Below are 16,392 nucleotides of genomic sequence, written 5' to 3' on the forward strand. Positions count from 1 at the left end.
GCCCATGACCTCCCCCGCCTGGGACCCCGCCCAGTACCTGCGCCACGCCGGCCACCGCGCCCGCCCCTTCGCCGACCTCCTCGCCCGCGTCCCCGGCCTGCCCGGCACCCCGCCCCGCATCGCCGACCTCGGCTGCGGCCCCGGCAACGCCACCCTCCTGCTCACCGACCGCTGGCCCACCGCCCGCGTCACCGGCTACGACAACTCCGCGCGGATGCTCGCCGAGGCCCGGGCGCACGCCGGCGCCCACCTCGACTTCGCCCACGCCGACCTCACGACCTGGGCGCCCACCGAGACGTACGACCTGATCGTCTCCAACGCCGCCCTGCACTGGGTCCCCGGCCACCTCGACGCCTTCCCCGCCTGGCTGGCCGGCCTCGCCCCCGGCGGCACCCTCGCCTTCCAGGTCCCCCACACCATCGACGCGCCCCTGCACGCCCTCCTGCGCGAACTCGCCGGCACCCCCCGCTGGAAGAGCCGCCTCCGCGGGGTGCTCCGCCCCCGGGACTCCGTCCACGCCCCCGGCGTCTACCTCGACCACCTCGCCCGCCTCGGCTGCGAGGCCGACGTCTGGACGACGACATACCAGCACGTCCTCACGGGCGAGGACCCCGTCCTCGACTGGGCCCGGGGCACCGGCCTGCGCCCCGTCCTCACCGCCCTCGCCGACGACCCCGAGGCCCGCGACGCCTTCGTCACCGACTACCGCGACCTGCTCCGCGAGGCCTACCCGGCCCGCCCCTACGGCACCGTCCTGCCGTTCCGCCGCCTGTTCGCGGTGGCGCGGAAGAGGGCCTGAGCTACGGGGTCCGGCCCAGGTGGGTGACCAGGATGCGGATCACGGCGTCGTCGATGACGTACAGGACCCGGTAGTCGCCGATGCGGAGGCGACGGAGGTCGGGGGACCCGTAGGGGGTCGAGCCCGCCGGCCGGGGATCGTGGGCCAGTTTGTCGATGCCGTCGAGGAGCAGGGCAAGGCCGCTCGGGTCCTCCTGCAGAAACCGGGTGGCCATGTCCAGGGCGTGCGGCTCGAACTCGATCTCGTAGGTCACTTCTGCTCGAGCCCCAGCCGCCTGCGTACCTCCGCCATGGGGATGCCGGGGGGCAGCGCGCCCTCGGCCTTGCGCCGTCGGTAGTCGGACACCGCCAAGGCGTCCTCGAGATCCTCTATCACCTGGGGCGAGACGAGAAGTGCCGCCACATGCCCGTGATCGGTGAGGGCGATGGTCTCGCGACTGTGGGCGGCGCGCCGGACCAGGTCGCCGAGCTGGGCACGGGCCGCGCTGATCGTGATCTCGTTCATGTGCACATGATGGCAGAACATTACTCTTCATGTATGTGGTTTGGGATGCCCGCAGCAGGTCACCCGGTGAAGCACGAGAGGCCAACCTGACTGGGAGTGAGACACCGTGGCAGGCGAGCAGAAGTCCAAGGCGAAGACGGAACAGGTCAAGGGCAAGGTCAAGGAAGCGGCCGGACGAGCCGTGGGCAACGAGCGGCTCGAGGCCGAGGGCCGCGCCGAGCAGGCCAAGGGCGACGCCCGCCAGACCAAGGAGAAGGCGAAGGACGTCTTCAAGCACTGACCCGGACACGCACGAAGGGGCCCCGTCGCACGGACGGGGCCCCTTCGGCGCGTGTACGCCTTCGACACGTGTACGTCAGCTCTTGCGGCGGCCTATCAGGTGCGGCTTGGCCTCCAGGCCGTCCAGACCGTGCCACGCCAGGTTCACCAGGTGCGCCGCCACCTCCGCCTTCTTCGGCCGCCGCACGTCCAGCCACCACTGACCGGTCAGCGCGACCATCCCCACCAGCGCCTGCGCGTACAGCGGCGCCAGCTTCGGATCGAAGCCCCGGAGCTTGAACTCCCGGCCCAGGATGTCCTCCACCTGGGTGGCGATGTCCGAGATCAGCGAGGCGAAGGAGCCCGTCGACTGGGGGATCGGCGAGTCCCGCACCAGGATGCGGAACCCGTCCGTGTACTCCTCGATGTAGTCCAGCAGGGCGAACGCCGCCTGCTCGCACAGCTCCCGCGGATGACCGGCCGTGAGCGAACCCGTCACCATGTCCAGCAGCCGCCGCATCTCCCGGTCGACCACCACCGCGTACAGCCCCTCCTTGCCGCCGAAGTGCTCGTACACCACCGGCTTGGACACCCCGGCCTTCGCCGCGATCTCCTCCACCGACGTGCCCTCGAACCCCTTCTCCGCGAAGAGGGTGCGACCGATCTCCAGCAGCTGCTGGCGACGCTCCGCACCGGTCATCCGGGTGCGACGCACTCGCCGCGGCTTCTCATTGCTCGGGGTACTGCTGGAGTCGGTCGCCACGCCGTCCATCATGCCGCTTCGACGGTCGCCTTCCGGCGCCGGGAGCCGTCCCCGCCCGTGTTCCGGCGCGAATCGATACGCGAGCGTGACGGCCAGCGCACGTCGTACGCCCAGCCCAGCATCTCGAACCAGCGGATGAACCGCGCCGAGGAGTCCACCTGGCCCCGCATCACCCCGTGCCGCGCCGACGTGGGATCGGCGTGGTGCAGGTTGTGCCACGACTCCCCGCACGACAGCACCGCCAGCCACCACACGTTCCCGGACCGGTCACGCGACTTGAACGGCCGCTTGCCCACCGCGTGACAGATCGAGTTGATCGACCAGGTGACGTGGTGCAGCAGCGCCACCCGTACGAGCGAACCCCAGAAGAACCCGGTGAACGCGCCCCACCAGGACATCGTCACCAGCCCGCCGATCACCGCCGGCAGCGCCAGCGACAGCACCGTCCACAGCACGAACTGCCGCGAGATCGCCCGCAGCGCCGGGTCCTTGATCAGATCCGGCGCGTACTTGTCCTGCGGCGTCTGCTCCTCGTCGAACATCCAGGCGATGTGCGCCCACCACAGGCCCTTCATCAGCGCCGGCAGCGTCTCCCCGAAACGCCACGGCGAATGCGGGTCGCCCTCCGCGTCCGAGAACTTGTGGTGCCTGCGGTGATCCGCCACCCAGCGCACCAGCGGCCCCTCGACCGCCATCGACCCCATGACCGCCAGCGCGATCCGCAGGGGCCGCTTCGCCTTGAACGAACCGTGCGTGAAGTACCGGTGGAAACCGATGGTGATGCCGTGGCACCCGAGGTAGTAGAAGAAGACCAGCAGGCCCAGGTCCAGCCAGCTCACCCCCCAGCCCCAGGCCAGCGGCACCGCCGCCACCAGGGCCAGGAACGGCACGACGATGAAGACGAGCAGCGCGATCTGCTCGATCGAACGCTTCTGCTCACCGCCCAGAGTGGCGGACGCCGCGGAGGAGGAGTGGAGGGAGGCACCGGAGCCGTCGGGCGCCGGTGAAGGGTCTTCGATCACGTCGGAGCTTGAGGTCATGCGCGTCCCCTGGGGGGTCGTGGTGTGCAGGGATGTGCCGGGCCCGGAGGACCGCACCGCACTTCCTACGGTTCCGTAACCTACGGCGTCGTAAGTATGGCAGTGCGTCACCCGGCGACAAGAGCCCGCCAGACCGCGCGTCCACCCGGACACCTATCCTTGGATCGGTCGGACAGCGCGGTCCGCTCTGTTTTCTTCCCGGACGACAGACCCGCAAGCGGCCCCGCCGCAGGGTCTGACGTCCGGGTTCCCTCCCGGACGAGCTTCAACACTGCAAGGAGCCGCACCTGTGAGCAGTGCCGACGACCAGACGACAACCAGCCCCGAGCTGCGCGCCGACATCCGCCGACTGGGTGACCTCCTCGGTGAGACCCTCGTCCGGCAGGAGGGCCCCGAGCTCCTCGACCTGGTCGAAAAGGTCCGCCGCCTCACCCGCGAGGACGGCGAGACAGCCGCCGAACTGCTGCGCGGCACCGAACTGGAGACCGCGGCCAAGCTGGTCCGCGCCTTCTCCACCTACTTCCACCTCGCCAACGTCACCGAGCAGGTCCACCGCGGCCGCGAACTGCGCGCCAGGCGCGCCGCCGAGGGCGGCCTCCTCGCCCGCACCGCCGACCGCCTCAAGGACGCCGACCCCGAACACGTCCGCGAGACGGTCCGCAACCTCAACGTCCGCCCCGTGTTCACGGCGCACCCCACCGAAGCCGCGCGCCGCTCGGTCCTCAACAAGCTCCGGCGCATCGCCGCGCTCCTGGAGACCCCCGTCATCGAGGCCGACCGCCGCCGCCACGACACCCGCCTCGCCGAGAACATCGACCTCGTCTGGCAGACCGACGAACTCCGCGTCGTCCGCCCCGAACCCGCCGACGAGGCCCGCAACGCCATCTACTACCTCGACGAACTCCACGCCGGAGCCGTCGGCGACGTCCTCGAGGACCTCACCGCCGAACTCGAACGCGTCGGCGTCACCGTCCCCGCCGGCACCCGCCCCCTCACCTTCGGCACCTGGATCGGCGGCGACCGCGACGGCAACCCCAACGTCACCCCCCAGGTCACCTGGGACGTCCTCATCCTCCAGCACGAACACGGCATCAACGACGCCCTGGAGATGATCGACGAACTCCGCGGCTTCCTCTCCAACTCCATCCGCTACACCGGAGCCACCGAGGAACTCCTCACCTCCCTCCAGGCCGACCTCGAACGCCTGCCCGAGATCAGCCCCCGCTACAAGCGCCTCAACGCCGAGGAGCCCTACCGGCTCAAGGCCACCTGCATCCGGCAGAAGCTGGAGAACACCAAGCAGCGCCTCGCCAAGGGCACCCCCCACGAGCCCGGCCGCGACTACCTCGGCACCAGCGAACTCATCGGCGACCTCACCCTCGTCCAGACCTCCCTGCGCGAGCACCGCGGCGGCCTCATCGCCGACGGCCGCATGAACCGCACCATCCGCACCCTGGCCGCCTTCGGCCTCCAGCTCGCCACCATGGACGTCCGCGAACACGCCGACGCCCACCACCACGCCCTCGGCCAGCTCTTCGACCGCCTCGGCGAGGAATCCTGGCGCTACTCCGACATGCCCCGCGAGTACCGCGCCAAGCTCCTCGCCAAGGAACTCCGCTCCCGACGGCCCCTCGCCCCCACCCCCGCCCCCGTCGACGCCGCCGGCGAGAAGACCCTCGGCGTCTTCCTCACCGTCAAGCGCGCCCTCGAGGTCTTCGGACCCGAGGTCATCGAGTCCTACATCATCTCCATGTGCCAGGGCGCCGACGACGTCTTCGCCGCCGCCGTCCTCGCCCGCGAGGCCGGCCTCGTCGACCTCCACGCCGGCTGGGCCAAGATCGGCATCGTGCCCCTCCTGGAGACCACCGACGAGCTCAAGGCCGCCGACACCATCCTCGAGGACATGCTCTCCGACCCGTCGTACCGCCGCCTGGTGGCACTGCGCGGAGACGTCCAGGAGGTCATGCTCGGCTACTCCGACTCCTCCAAGTTCGGCGGCATCACCACCAGCCAGTGGGAGATCCACCGCGCCCAGCGCCGCCTGCGCGACGTCGCCCACCGCTACGGCGTCCGCCTGCGCCTCTTCCACGGCCGCGGCGGCACCGTCGGCCGCGGCGGCGGCCCCTCCCACGACGCCATCCTCGCCCAGCCCTGGGGCACCCTCGAAGGCGAGATCAAGGTCACCGAACAGGGCGAGGTCATCTCCGACAAGTACCTCATCCCCTCGCTGGCCCGCGAGAACCTGGAACTCACCGTCGCCGCCACCCTCCAGGCCTCCGCCCTGCACACCGCCCCCCGCCAGTCCGACGAGGCACTCGCCCGCTGGGACGCCGCCATGGACGTCGTCAGCGACGCCGCCCACGCCGCCTACCGCGCCCTCGTCGAGGACCCCGACCTGCCGACGTACTTCCTCGCGTCGACCCCGGTGGACCAGCTCGCCGACCTGCACCTGGGCTCCCGCCCCTCCCGCCGCCCCGGCTCCGGCGTCTCGCTCGACGGCCTGCGCGCCATCCCCTGGGTCTTCGGCTGGACCCAGTCCCGCCAGATCGTCCCCGGCTGGTACGGCGTCGGCTCCGGCCTCAAGGCCCTGCGCGAAGCCGGCCTCGACACCGTCCTCGACGAGATGCACGGCCAGTGGCACTTCTTCCGCAACTTCATCTCCAACGTCGAGATGACCCTCGCCAAGACCGACCTGCGCATCGCCCAGCACTACGTCGACACCCTCGTCCCCGACGACCTCAAGCACGTCTTCGACACGATCAAGGCCGAACACGCGCTCACCGTCACCGAAGTCCTCAAGGTCACCGGCGAACGCGAACTGCTGGACGCCACCCCCGCCCTCAAGCAGACCTTCAGCATCCGCGACGCCTACCTCGACCCCATCTCCTACCTCCAGGTCACGCTCCTCAAGCGCCAGCGCGACGCGGCGGCCGCCGGCCAGGAACCCGACCCCCTCCTCGCCCGCGCCCTCCTCCTCACCGTCAACGGCGTCGCCGCCGGCCTGCGCAACACCGGCTGACCCCCACCCCCACCGCACACACGCGAAGGGCGCCCCCGGAGAACCCCGGGGGCGCCCTTCGCCCGTCCCACCACACCACCACACCCGCCCCCGGTGCCGTACCGGCGTGCCCGCCCGCGGCCACCACCCCGGCGCACCCGTCCGCAGCGCTACACCGCCACGAACGCCGCCGTCAGCAACGCCACCCCCGACCCCGCCAGCACCCACCCCAGCCGCGCCCGCCCCAGACCACCCGCGACCACCACCGACGCCAGCAACAACGCACCACCCATCGGCACCCACGCGTACAGCACCCCGGCAGGACCGGACCGCACCACGTCGTCACCACCGCCCGGCTTGACCACCACGGTGTACGTCCGCCCCCCGCGCACCGCCACCGTCTTCTCGATCACCACCCGCTCCCGCGCCAACGACCCCGGCGACAACGGCGTGTACGGCCCCGAACAGCTCTCCGCACCACAGCGCACCACCGTGATCGTCCCCTGCTCCCGGCCCTTCGTCAGCATCACGTGCTGCGCCGTCCCCCAGGACCCCCACACCCCCGCCAGCAGGATCAGCGACACCACCACCCACGCCGCCGCCAGCCGGCCGAACCGCCACACCACGGCCGAGGCCCGACGGGAAGCACCCCGGCCGACGGGACCCCGGCGAGCGGAACCCCGACGAGCAGGACCCCGGTGAGCGGAACGCCGGTGGGACGCGGCGGCGGTGGCAGGCATGGCCGGGATCATTGGCCATGCCTGAACCGCCCGTCAACCTCCACGGGTGACACGTCGCGACTTGTCCGCCCTTTCCCCACCCCCGCGCACCCGAGCCCCGCGCACCCCACCCCCCGCGAGCCCCGCGCTCAGGAGTTGTACGTCCCCTGCGCCCGCTCCAACCCCTCGATCACCAGACACTCCACCGCGTCCGCAGCCCGGTCCACGAAATAGTCCAGCTCCTTGCGCTCCGCCCCCGAGAAGTCCTTCAGCACGAAGTCCGCCACCTGCATCCGCCCCGGCGGCCGCCCGATCCCGAACCGCACCCGGTGGTAGTCCGCCCCGAACGCCTTCGTCATCGACTTCAGACCGTTGTGCCCGTTGTCCCCGCCCCCCAGCTTCAGCCGCAGCACCCCGTAGTCGATGTCCAGCTCGTCATGAACCGCCACCACCCGCCCCACCGGCACCTTGTAGAACTCCCGCAGCGCGTTCACCGGACCACCCGACAGGTTCATGTACGACATCGGCTTCGCCACCACCACCCGCCGGCTGCCCGGCCCCGGCGGACCGATCCGCCCCTCCACGACCTGCGCCTGCGCCCGCCCGGCCCGCTTGAACCTCCCCCCGACCCGCCCGGCCAGCAGATCGGCCACCATGAACCCCACGTTGTGCCGGTTCATCGCGTACTCCGGACCCGGATTCCCCAACCCCACGATCAGCCACGGGGCATCGGCGTCGCTCGTCACGTCCAACTCTCCTCGATACGCGCCAGCCGCTGCCCCCCGAGGGAACAGCGGCTGACGAACAAACGACGGCGGTACGGGGATCAGGCCTCCGCGGAAACCTCTCCGCCCTCACCCTCGCCCTCGGTGGGCTCCTCCGCCTGCGCGGCCAGCACCTGCAGCACCACGGTCTCACCGTCGACACCCAGCTTGGTGCCCGACGGCAGCGGGATGTCCTTGGCCAGGATCGAGTCACCGGCCGTCAGACCCTCGACCGACACCGTGACCGACTCGGGGATGTGCGTCGCCTCGGCCTCGACCGGCAGCGCGTTCAGGACGTGCTCCAGCAGGTTGCCGCCCGGAGCCAGCTCACCCTCGGTCTGCACGAAGATCTCGACGTTGACCTTCTCGCCACGCTGGACCAGCTGAAGGTCGACGTGCTCCAGGAAACCCTTGATCGGGTCACGCTGCACCGACTTCGGGATCGCCAGCTCGTTCGTCTTGCCGTCGATGTCCAGCGAGATCAGGACGTTCGGCGTACGCAGCGCGAGCAGCAGCTCGTGACCCGGCAGCGTCAGGTGGATCGGGTCCGAACCGTGGCCGTACAGCACACCGGGAACCTTGCTGTCACGACGGATACGGCGAGCCGCACCCTTACCGAACTCGGTACGCGACTCAGCGGCGATCTTTACCTCGGACATGACACTCACTCCTCGTAGAAAAAGCGACGACGGAAAGGTCACCCGGCCACGAACGGCCTGCTACGAAGAGCGCGTCGATAACGGACCGCCGTACACACGCGTCACACGCGTACGGCCTCCCTCGCCGAGCAACTCGCGCAGTCTACTCGGCGGGGGAGGCCGCAGAAAAATCGATCAACCCGGCAGAAGCGGGCGCACCGCCTACTGCTCGTCGAACAGGCTCGTCACCGAACCGTCCTCGAACACCTCACGCACCGCGTTCGCGATCGTCGGCGCGATCGACAGCACCGTGATCTTGTCCACCTCCAGCTCACCCGGCGTCGGCAACGTGTTCGTGAACACGAACTCACTCACCTTCGAGTTCTTCAACCGGTCCGCCGCCGGACCCGACAGCACACCGTGCGTCGCCGTCACGATGACGTCCTCCGCACCGTGCGCGAACAACGCGTCCGCCGCCGCACAGATCGTGCCACCCGTGTCGATCATGTCGTCGACCAGGACACACACCCGGCCCTTGACCTCACCGACCACCTCGTGGACCGTCACCTGGTTCGCCACGTCCTTGTCACGCCGCTTGTGCACGATCGCCAGCGGCGCACCCAGACGGTCACACCAACGGTCCGCGACCCGGACCCGACCCGCGTCCGGCGACACCACCGTCAACTTCGAACGATCCACCTTGCTGCCCACGTAGTCCGCCAGCAACGGCAACGCGAACAGGTGATCCACCGGACCGTCGAAGAAACCCTGGATCTGGTCCGTGTGCAGATCCACCGTCAGGATCCGGTCCGCACCCGCCGTCTTCATCAGATCCGCGATCAGCCGCGCCGAGATCGGCTCACGACCACGGTGCTTCTTGTCCTGCCGCGCATAACCGTAGAACGGCACGATCACCGTGATCGAACGCGCCGAAGCCCGCTTCAACGCATCGATCATGATCAACTGCTCCATGATCCACTTGTTGATCGGAGCCGTGTGGCTCTGGATCAGGAAGCAGTCCGCACCACGCGCCGACTCCTCGTAACGGACGTAGATCTCACCATTGGCGAAATCGAAGGCCTTCGTCGGGACGACCCCGACACCCAGCTGGTGGGCGACCTCCTCGGCAAGCTCGGGGTGGGCGCGGCCGGAGAAGAACATCATCTTCTTCTCGCCGGTCGTCTTGATCCCGGTCACAGCACTGTCTCCTCAGAGGTGTCTCAGCCGGCTGACCCAAAACCTCGCCGCCGGTCACGACGAAGCCGTCTCAGCTGGTGGGGGTGCGGGTGTGCACCTATCACGGTACGCCGTCCACGACGCACTCGTTTCCGGTCAGTTCTCGCCCTCGCCCTGCCGGGAAGCAGCCTCAGCAGCCTTCGCCGCCGCACTCCCCGGACGCTTACGCGCCACCCAACCCTCGATATTCCGCTGCTGACCACGGGCCACGGCCAGCGAACCGGGCGGCACGTCCTTCGTGATCACGGACCCGGCAGCGGTGTACGCACCGTCCCCGACCGTGACAGGAGCCACAAACATGTTGTCCGAACCCGTCTTGCAGTGCGACCCGACAACGGTGTGATGCTTGTCCTGTCCGTCATAATTCACAAACACACTCGCCGCACCGATGTTCGTGTACTCCCCGATCGTCGCGTCCCCCACGTACGACAGATGCGGCACCTTCGTACCCTCACCGATCACCGCGTTCTTCGTCTCCACGTACGTACCGACCTTCGCCCTCACCCCCAGCCGCGTACCCGGCCGCAGATACGCGTACGGCCCCACCAGCGCCTCCGGACCCACCTCGGCCCCGTCCGCCACCGTGTTGTCCACCCGCGCCCCCGCACCCACCACCGTGTCCTTCAGCCGGCAGTTCGGACCCACCTCCGCACCCTCACCCACACGCGTCGCACCCAGCAACTGCGTCCCCGGCAACACCACCGCGTCCCGCCCGAACGACACCGTCACGTCCACCCACGTCGTCGCGGGGTCGACCACCGTCACCCCCGCCAGCATCGCGTCCGTCAGCAACCGGTCGTTCAGAATCCGACGCGCCTCCGCCAACTGCACCCGGTTGTTGATCCCCGCGATCTCACGGTGATCACCCGCCACCGACGCACCCACACGGTGACCGTCCGCACGCAGGATCCCCAGCACGTCCGTCAGGTACTCCTCACCCTGACTGTTGTCCGTACGCACCTGCTTCAACGCCTGAGCCAGCAACCGCCCGTCGAACGCGAACACACCCGAATTGATCTCCCGGACCGCCCGCTGCGCCTCCGACGCGTCCTTGTGCTCCACGATCCCCGTGACCGCACCCGACACCTCGTCCCGCACGATCCGCCCGTACCCCGTCGCGTCCGGCACCTCCGCCGTCAACACGGTCACCGCGTTCCCGTCCGCGTGATGCGTCGCGGCCAACCGCGCCAGCGTCGCACCCGTCAGCAGCGGAGTGTCACCGCACACCACCACCACGGTCCCGTCCACCGCACCGCCGAGCTGCTCCAGACCCATCCGCACGGCGTGCCCCGTGCCGTTCTGCTCCTCCTGCACCGCGGTCCGCACGGCCGGGTCGATCGCGGCGAGGTGCGCGGTGACCTTCTCGCGCGCGTGCCCGACGACGACGACCAGGTTCTCGGGGTCCAACTCGCGGGAGGCGGCCAGGACGTGCCCCACGAGACTGCGGCCGCAGATCTCGTGCAGGACCTTCGGTAGGGCCGACTTCATACGGGTGCCCTCACCCGCTGCGAGAACGACGACGGCTGCCGGGCGGATGGCGCTCACGGAGTTGCCCTTCGGCTGTGGAGAGGGGGGACATCCGAAGGATACCGGGGCGTTTCTTGGCGGACATGAGAGTGGGCCCTGACAGTGCTGTCAGGGCCCATGGGGGCTCCCGGGGAAGGAATCGAACCCTCATTCAAGAGACCAAAACTCTTTGTCCTACCATTAGACGACCCGGGATGGTTTGCTCGCTATGTCCGATTTTTTGGATCGGTGGCGAGTGCAGCCCCTACTATGCCGTACCACCAGCCCTCCACGCGACGATGCAGGTCGGCACTTTTGAGGACGGCGACCCGTAGGCAACCGTGGTAGGTGTCGCCGGTGTTGGTTCGGTTCGTCTTGGGGTTGTGCTTCTTGAGGCTCGTCTTCAGGAGGTCGCCGACGTCGATTCCGAGCCGCTGCGCCCAGTAAGCCTCGGCTCCCGGGACGTCCGCCGACTCGTGAATGGCGACGGAGAATCGTCGGCGCTCCGGCTCCACGCCGAGCAAGTCGAGCCAGGACAGGAAAACCTCGATCATGCTGGGGTCGCTGTTCACGAAGATGACCCGACGGTTTGTGCCGGGCTTGGCCTTCGCCCCCTCGGACCAGTAGAGCCCGACACCTAGAAGGAAGAGTTCGCGGGGTGTCATCGGGCCGATCTCGGCGGAAGCCTGAGCTCTCAGCTCTTCCCGTGCCACGGTGCGGTTCTCGACCGCACGCTGCAGTCCGCGTTGTGCCGCAGAGGTGTCGGTGGGGCGCGGGCGTTCCGGTGAGGGCAGGTCCCGCACCCACAGCGAAACCGAGCTCTTGGAGCAGCCCAGCTCCGCCTGGATCTGGTTGTACGTCCAGCCTCGCTGCCGCAGCTCGCGCGCCTTCTCGCGCAGGTCGTCCTTCGCCCGAGGGCGTTTCGTCCACTCCGGGGGCGGCTCCCCTTCGACCAGTCGCTGGAGGGTGTCCTTGTTGTGGACCTGAAGTTCGTCCCGGATCTGCCGAAGGCTGTAGCCCGCCCGCCGCAGGGCGACCGCCCGTTCCCGTAGTCCCTCGAAGTCCGCGTACTTGCCGAGTGAATGTGTCATAGGCATACGGTCCGGTCGGAATGTGAGGTTCCGGGCTCGAACGGGAGTCATTCAGCAGTTCGAGGGATACCGGGGGGTTTCGATGCTGTTCGGTTGTGGGGTGTGGTGGGGAGGAGTCGGTGAAAGTCGCCGGAAAAGGCGGGGTGGGCGCCCGTAGGGTGGAGGTATGACCACGACGGGGGAAGAGCACGCCTCGGCTCGGGGAGGGCCGTGGTGGTGGGGCAGGCGCCGCAGTGCGGTGTTCGACTGGAGTCTCGCGGTGGTGTCCGCCGCGGAGTGTGCGGCGGAGGGGTATCCGTTCGCGCGGGACGCGGGTGTGCCGGTGGCGGCCGGGGTGGTGTTCGGGCTGCTCGCGGGGTCGGTGCTGCTGGTGCGGCGGAAGTGGCCGATCGCGGTGGTGCTGGTGGCGATCGCCGTCACGCCGGCGCAGATGGGTTTCCTGATGGGGATCGTCGGGCTGTACACCCTGGCCGCGTCCGAGCTGCCGCGGCGGATCATCGCCTCGTTGGCGGGGATGCAGCTGGTGGGGACGTTGATCGTGACGTTCGTGCGGGTGGGGCAGAGCATGGACCAGGGGCGGCTGACGATCGGGGACTGGTTCATTCCGTTCGCGGCGATCACGACCTCGCTGGGGCTGACGGCTCCGCCGTTGCTGCTGGGGCTGTACGTGGGGGCGCGGCGGCGGTTGATGGAGAGTCTGCGGGAGCGGGCGGACAGTCTGGAGCGGGAGTTGCAGCTGCTGGCCGAGCGGGCCGAGGAGCGGGCGGAGTGGGCGCGGGGTGAGGAGCGGACGCGGATCGCGCGGGAGATGCACGACGTGGTGGCGCACCGGGTGAGTCTGATGGTGGTGCACGCGGCGGCGTTGCAGGCGGTGGCGCGGAAGGATCCGGAGAAGGCGGTGCGCAACGCGGCGCTGGTGGGGGACATGGGGCGGCAGGCGTTGACCGAGTTGCGGGAGATGCTCGGGGTGTTGCGCAGTGGGGACGGGCGGGGGCGGGGTGCGGAGCCGTCGGTGTCGTCGGCCGCTGTGGCGGCGGTTTCGCGGGTGGCGGAGGAGGGGGAGGGGCCGTGTCTGTCGGAGTTGGACGAGTTGGTGGGGCAGTCGGCGGCGGCGGGGATGGTGGTGGATCTGTCGGTGGAGGGTGTGGTGCGGGGTTATGCGCGGGAGGTGGAGCAGACGGCGTACCGGGTGGTGCAGGAGGCGTTGACGAACGTGCACAAGCATGCGGCGGGTGCGAAGACGTATGTGCGGTTGGCGCACCGGGTGGCGGAGATCGCGATGCAGGTGGAGAACGAGCCGCCGCCGGAGGTGGGGGCGGCGTCGTCGGCGCGGTTGCCGTCGGGGGGCAATGGTCTGGTGGGGATGCGGGAGCGGGTGGTGGCGTTGGGCGGGGTGTTCGTGTCGGGGCCGACGGAGGCGGGGGGTTTCCGGGTGTCGGCGGTGATTCCGGCGGTGTAGGGGGTGGGGGGCCGGTCCGGTGGGTCTTGGGTGGCGTGGGGGTTCTGGCGGGGCTTCGGTGGTGCGGGTGCGGGTGCGGGTGCGGGTGCGGGTGCGGGTCCGGGGCCGGTGCGGGTCCGGTGTGGGTGGGCCGGGGTCCGGTGGGTCCCGGTGGGTGGGGGTCCGGTGGTGTCAGCCGGCGGTGAGGCGGACGGGCTGTATGCCGGTGACGAGGGTGCCGAGGGCCTGGTCGATGTCGGGGCCGAGGTACCAGTCGCCGGTGTGGTCGAGGGCGTAGACGCGGCCTTCGGCGTCGATGGCGAGGAGGGAGTGGCTGTCGGTCTCGGCGCCGAGGGGGCTGACGTCGGTCTCGAGGGCGCGGCCGAGGTCGGCGAGGGTGCGGGCGAGGTGGAGGCCGTGGAGGGGGTCGAGGTGGAGGGTCGCGGGGGCGATCTGGCGGCCGGGTCCGGTGGGGGTGATGTGGAGGCCGCCGAATTCGGCCCAGGCCTCGACGGCGGCGGGGAAGACGGCGTGGCGGTGGCCGGCGGGTGAGGTGTGTTCGCGCAGGGTGTCGGCCCAGATCTCGGCCTGTTTGATGTCCCAGCGTCCGGGTTGCCAGCCGGCGGTGCGCAGGGCGGCGTCGACGGGGACGGGGAAGCGTGTGGTGGTGCGGTCGGGGTGCATCTGCCCTTCGTCCGTCGGGGTCGTGGGTCGGTGTGGGGCCGTCGTGCGGGTGTGGGGGGTGGTGCGTGGTGGCGGCATGGGTGTGGCGTGTGAGGTGTGCGGGCGGGGGTCAGCTGTCGTCGGTCGTGGGGTCGACGATGCGGACGCCGAAGTGGGCGCTGAGGGCGGTGCAGGCGCGGCAGGGGGTGGCGAAGCTGCCGTGGAGGGGGTCGCCGTCCTCGCGGATGCGCCGGGCGGTGAGTTTGGCTTGTTTGAGTGCTTTGCGGGCTTCGCCGTTGGTCATGGGTCTGCGGGCGGCGCGTTTGCTGCGGGTGGTGTCGACGGTGGTGATGTGGCGGGAGATGAGGAGTGCTTCGGCGCAGCGTCCGGTGTAGCGGTCGCGCCGGTCGCTGGGGAGGGTGTCGAGGAACTCCTGCACGAGGGGGTGCAGGGCGGGGGGCTGGTCGCCGCGGGCGGCGGTGCTGGTGAGGGTGGCGCCGCGGACGGAGAGGGCGGCGGCGACGGTGGGGAGTATGCCGTCGCGGCGGTGGCGGAGGACGGGCGCGTGGGGGGTCTCGGCGCTGCTCCAGCCGATGCGGGGGTCGCCGGAGCGGCTGGTGTGCGGTCCCGTTTGCGTGGCGTTCATGATCGTTTCTGCCCTCCCGTGCATCCCCCCGGAGGTCTCAGAGTGCCAAACGGCGTGGCCTGTGTGGAAGCTGGGGCGCTGCGACACGCCCGGGCCGGGGCCGGCTGTCACGGCGGGGTGACGGCTGGTCACGGAAGTGGAGGGCCGGTGACCGGTGCCGTCGTACCGCTTAGGCTGTCGGCACCGCCTGGCGCGTGGTTGACGCGCGTGGGAGACCGTTGGAGACAGTCGGATACGGGGCGTGGTGGTCGGTCCGCAGGCGGATCGGGCCGCCGGGGTCCGTCCAGAGCGCCGCAGGGGGCAACCGCCATGACGACAGGTCGGCTCGGGCAGCGAGCCGCGCCGCCGAACGCGGCCTATGCCGGGCAGGTCGTGCATTTCCCGGATCCGGTCCGGGCTGCACGTCACCCGAGAGGGGTACGGGTCGACGAGCACGGTCACCCGGATTTCTCGCCCTACGCGCGGGCGGCCGCGGAGATCGCGGAGCCGCCGGAGGGTTTCGGCGTCGACGAGCTGCGGCTGACGGACTACGTGTCGGCGAACGCGGCGTTGTCGGCGTCGGGGCACGAGTTGTGGGACACGGTGGACAGTGTGGCGACGCCGCACGGCTGGACGTGGCACCACGTGGCGGGTTCGCGGCGGCTGGAGCTGGTTCCGGTCGAGGTGAAGGCGTTGCTGCGGCACCACGGTGGGATCGCGACGGCGGTGGTCGACCAGGCGAAGCGCGGGACGCGGCCGTTGCAGGAGACGCGTCCGGCGCACTTCGGGCTGCCGAAGTCGGGTGTGGCGGTGACGGAGCAGCAGGTGCAGGGGGTCGAGGAGGACCTGGGGTACCGGCTGCCGGGCGCGTACCGGACGTTCCTGAAGGCCGCGGGCGGTTGTGCTCCGGTGGGGGCGGCGCTGGACGCGGAGTTGGGGTTGCTGGTGGACCAGCCGTTCTTCACGGTGCGGGACGAGGCGGCCGTCAACGACCTGGTGTACGTGAACAAGTGCCTGCGTGACCATCTGACCAAGGACTATCTGGGGGTCGGGTTCGTGCAGGGCGGTCTGCTGGCCGTGAAGGTGAAGGGTGACCGGATCGGTTCGGTGTGGTTCTGCGCGTACGACGACGTGCGGGACGTGGATCCGGCGTGGTCGCCGGCGGAGCGGGTGGAGCGGTTGCTGCTGCCGTGCGGTGAGGACTTCGACGTCTTCCTGTCGCGGCTCGCGGGGCGGCCGCCGGAGTTGGAGACGGTGGCGAATCTGATGGTGGACGGTGGTTTCGCGCGGGTTGTTCCGGTCGCTTCCGGTTCTTCCGTTCCGTCCGTGGGTGTGGGGGAGTGATCCGGC

Annotated in this window: 17 protein-coding genes and 1 tRNA gene; 5 read left to right on the forward strand and 13 right to left on the reverse strand. The window is 70.1% G+C overall.

Features of this window, described 5'->3' with window-relative positions; all coding sequences use genetic code 11:
• Window positions 1-4 precede the first annotated feature (4 nt).
• A complete protein-coding gene (locus tag ACF09K_RS15445) occupies window positions 5-799 on the forward strand; it encodes a trans-aconitate 2-methyltransferase (protein WP_392243758.1) in 795 nt (264 codons plus the stop codon).
• 1 nt (window position 800) lies between these two features.
• On the opposite strand, the gene ACF09K_RS15450 is transcribed toward ACF09K_RS15445, so the two are convergent.
• Together ACF09K_RS15450 and ACF09K_RS15455 are read right to left on the reverse strand one after the other, a co-directional pair.
• Window positions 801-1,052: a type II toxin-antitoxin system RelE/ParE family toxin gene (locus ACF09K_RS15450; RefSeq protein ID WP_392243760.1), complete on the reverse strand. Its 252-nt coding sequence runs from the start codon at window positions 1,050-1,052 to the stop codon at window positions 801-803.
• Window positions 1,049-1,303 (reverse strand): type II toxin-antitoxin system Phd/YefM family antitoxin, encoded by a 255-nt coding sequence (locus ACF09K_RS15455; RefSeq protein ID WP_392243762.1) that lies wholly within the window; start codon window positions 1,301-1,303, stop codon window positions 1,049-1,051. Before ACF09K_RS15455 ends, ACF09K_RS15450 begins: the two co-directional genes overlap by 4 nt.
• A gap of 106 nt (window positions 1,304-1,409) precedes the next feature.
• Here ACF09K_RS15455 and ACF09K_RS15460 point away from each other — a divergent pair, with 106 nt between their 5' ends.
• Entirely contained in the window at window positions 1,410-1,583 is a 174-nt protein-coding gene (locus ACF09K_RS15460) for a CsbD family protein (RefSeq protein WP_366057331.1), read from the forward strand.
• Between the two features lie 75 nt (window positions 1,584-1,658).
• Here ACF09K_RS15460 and ACF09K_RS15465 read toward each other — a convergent pair whose 3' ends face one another.
• Together ACF09K_RS15465 and ACF09K_RS15470 are read right to left on the reverse strand one after the other, a co-directional pair.
• Complete coding sequence (locus ACF09K_RS15465) at window positions 1,659-2,336, reverse strand: TetR family transcriptional regulator (protein WP_392243764.1); 678 nt, start codon at window positions 2,334-2,336, stop codon at window positions 1,659-1,661.
• Window positions 2,333-3,364, reverse strand: a complete 1,032-nt coding sequence (locus ACF09K_RS15470; RefSeq protein ID WP_392243765.1) for an acyl-CoA desaturase — start codon at window positions 3,362-3,364, stop codon at window positions 2,333-2,335. The genes ACF09K_RS15465 and ACF09K_RS15470 overlap by 4 nt, the downstream gene beginning before the upstream one ends.
• A gap of 289 nt (window positions 3,365-3,653) precedes the next feature.
• Here ACF09K_RS15470 and ppc point away from each other — a divergent pair, with 289 nt between their 5' ends.
• Window positions 3,654-6,383 (forward strand): phosphoenolpyruvate carboxylase, encoded by a 2,730-nt coding sequence (gene ppc / locus ACF09K_RS15475; RefSeq protein ID WP_392243767.1) that lies wholly within the window; start codon window positions 3,654-3,656, stop codon window positions 6,381-6,383.
• 149 nt (window positions 6,384-6,532) lie between these two features.
• Here ppc and ACF09K_RS15480 read toward each other — a convergent pair whose 3' ends face one another.
• The 7 genes from ACF09K_RS15480 to ACF09K_RS15510 all read right to left on the reverse strand — a co-directional run bounded on the left by ACF09K_RS15480 (window position 6,533) and on the right by ACF09K_RS15510 (window position 12,316).
• Window positions 6,533-7,114, reverse strand: a complete 582-nt coding sequence (locus ACF09K_RS15480) for a hypothetical protein (protein ID WP_392243768.1) — start codon at window positions 7,112-7,114, stop codon at window positions 6,533-6,535.
• 116 nt (window positions 7,115-7,230) lie between these two features.
• Complete coding sequence (gene pth, locus ACF09K_RS15485) at window positions 7,231-7,833, reverse strand: aminoacyl-tRNA hydrolase (RefSeq protein WP_392243770.1); 603 nt, start codon at window positions 7,831-7,833, stop codon at window positions 7,231-7,233.
• Window positions 7,834-7,907: 74 nt separating this feature from the next.
• On the reverse strand, window positions 7,908-8,504 hold the full coding sequence (locus tag ACF09K_RS15490) for a 50S ribosomal protein L25/general stress protein Ctc (RefSeq protein WP_392243772.1): 597 nt from the start codon (window positions 8,502-8,504) through the stop codon (window positions 7,908-7,910).
• A gap of 201 nt (window positions 8,505-8,705) precedes the next feature.
• On the reverse strand, window positions 8,706-9,680 hold the full coding sequence (locus tag ACF09K_RS15495) for a ribose-phosphate diphosphokinase (protein WP_363086569.1): 975 nt from the start codon (window positions 9,678-9,680) through the stop codon (window positions 8,706-8,708).
• A gap of 135 nt (window positions 9,681-9,815) precedes the next feature.
• Complete coding sequence (glmU, locus tag ACF09K_RS15500; RefSeq protein ID WP_392243774.1) at window positions 9,816-11,264, reverse strand: bifunctional UDP-N-acetylglucosamine diphosphorylase/glucosamine-1-phosphate N-acetyltransferase GlmU; 1,449 nt, start codon at window positions 11,262-11,264, stop codon at window positions 9,816-9,818.
• A gap of 106 nt (window positions 11,265-11,370) precedes the next feature.
• Window positions 11,371-11,441 (reverse strand) — tRNA-Gln (locus ACF09K_RS15505).
• An 11-nt stretch (window positions 11,442-11,452) separates the two neighbouring features.
• Window positions 11,453-12,316, reverse strand: coding sequence for a hypothetical protein (locus tag ACF09K_RS15510; protein ID WP_392243776.1), 864 nt, complete (start codon window positions 12,314-12,316; stop codon window positions 11,453-11,455).
• A gap of 166 nt (window positions 12,317-12,482) precedes the next feature.
• On the opposite strand from ACF09K_RS15510, the gene ACF09K_RS15515 reads away from it, so the two are divergent.
• A complete protein-coding gene (locus ACF09K_RS15515) occupies window positions 12,483-13,775 on the forward strand; it encodes a sensor histidine kinase (RefSeq protein WP_392243778.1) in 1,293 nt (430 codons plus the stop codon).
• A gap of 171 nt (window positions 13,776-13,946) precedes the next feature.
• Here the strand turns inward: ACF09K_RS15515 and ACF09K_RS15520 are convergent, their stop codons facing one another.
• Together ACF09K_RS15520 and ACF09K_RS15525 are read right to left on the reverse strand one after the other, a co-directional pair.
• Window positions 13,947-14,438, reverse strand: a complete 492-nt coding sequence (locus ACF09K_RS15520; protein ID WP_392243780.1) for an SUKH-3 domain-containing protein — start codon at window positions 14,436-14,438, stop codon at window positions 13,947-13,949.
• Between the two features lie 109 nt (window positions 14,439-14,547).
• The gene (locus tag ACF09K_RS15525; protein WP_392243782.1) at window positions 14,548-15,063 is read right to left on the reverse strand and encodes a YwqJ-related putative deaminase; all 516 of its coding nucleotides are present in this window, start codon (window positions 15,061-15,063) and stop codon (window positions 14,548-14,550) included.
• Between the two features lie 309 nt (window positions 15,064-15,372).
• Here ACF09K_RS15525 and ACF09K_RS15530 point away from each other — a divergent pair, with 309 nt between their 5' ends.
• Window positions 15,373-16,386, forward strand: coding sequence for an SMI1/KNR4 family protein (locus ACF09K_RS15530; protein WP_392243784.1), 1,014 nt, complete (start codon window positions 15,373-15,375; stop codon window positions 16,384-16,386).
• Window positions 16,387-16,392: the final 6 nt, after the last annotated feature.

The organism is Streptomyces sp. NPDC014882 (genome assembly GCF_043081325.1).
Classification (GTDB): Bacteria; Actinomycetota; Actinomycetes; order Streptomycetales; family Streptomycetaceae; genus Streptomyces.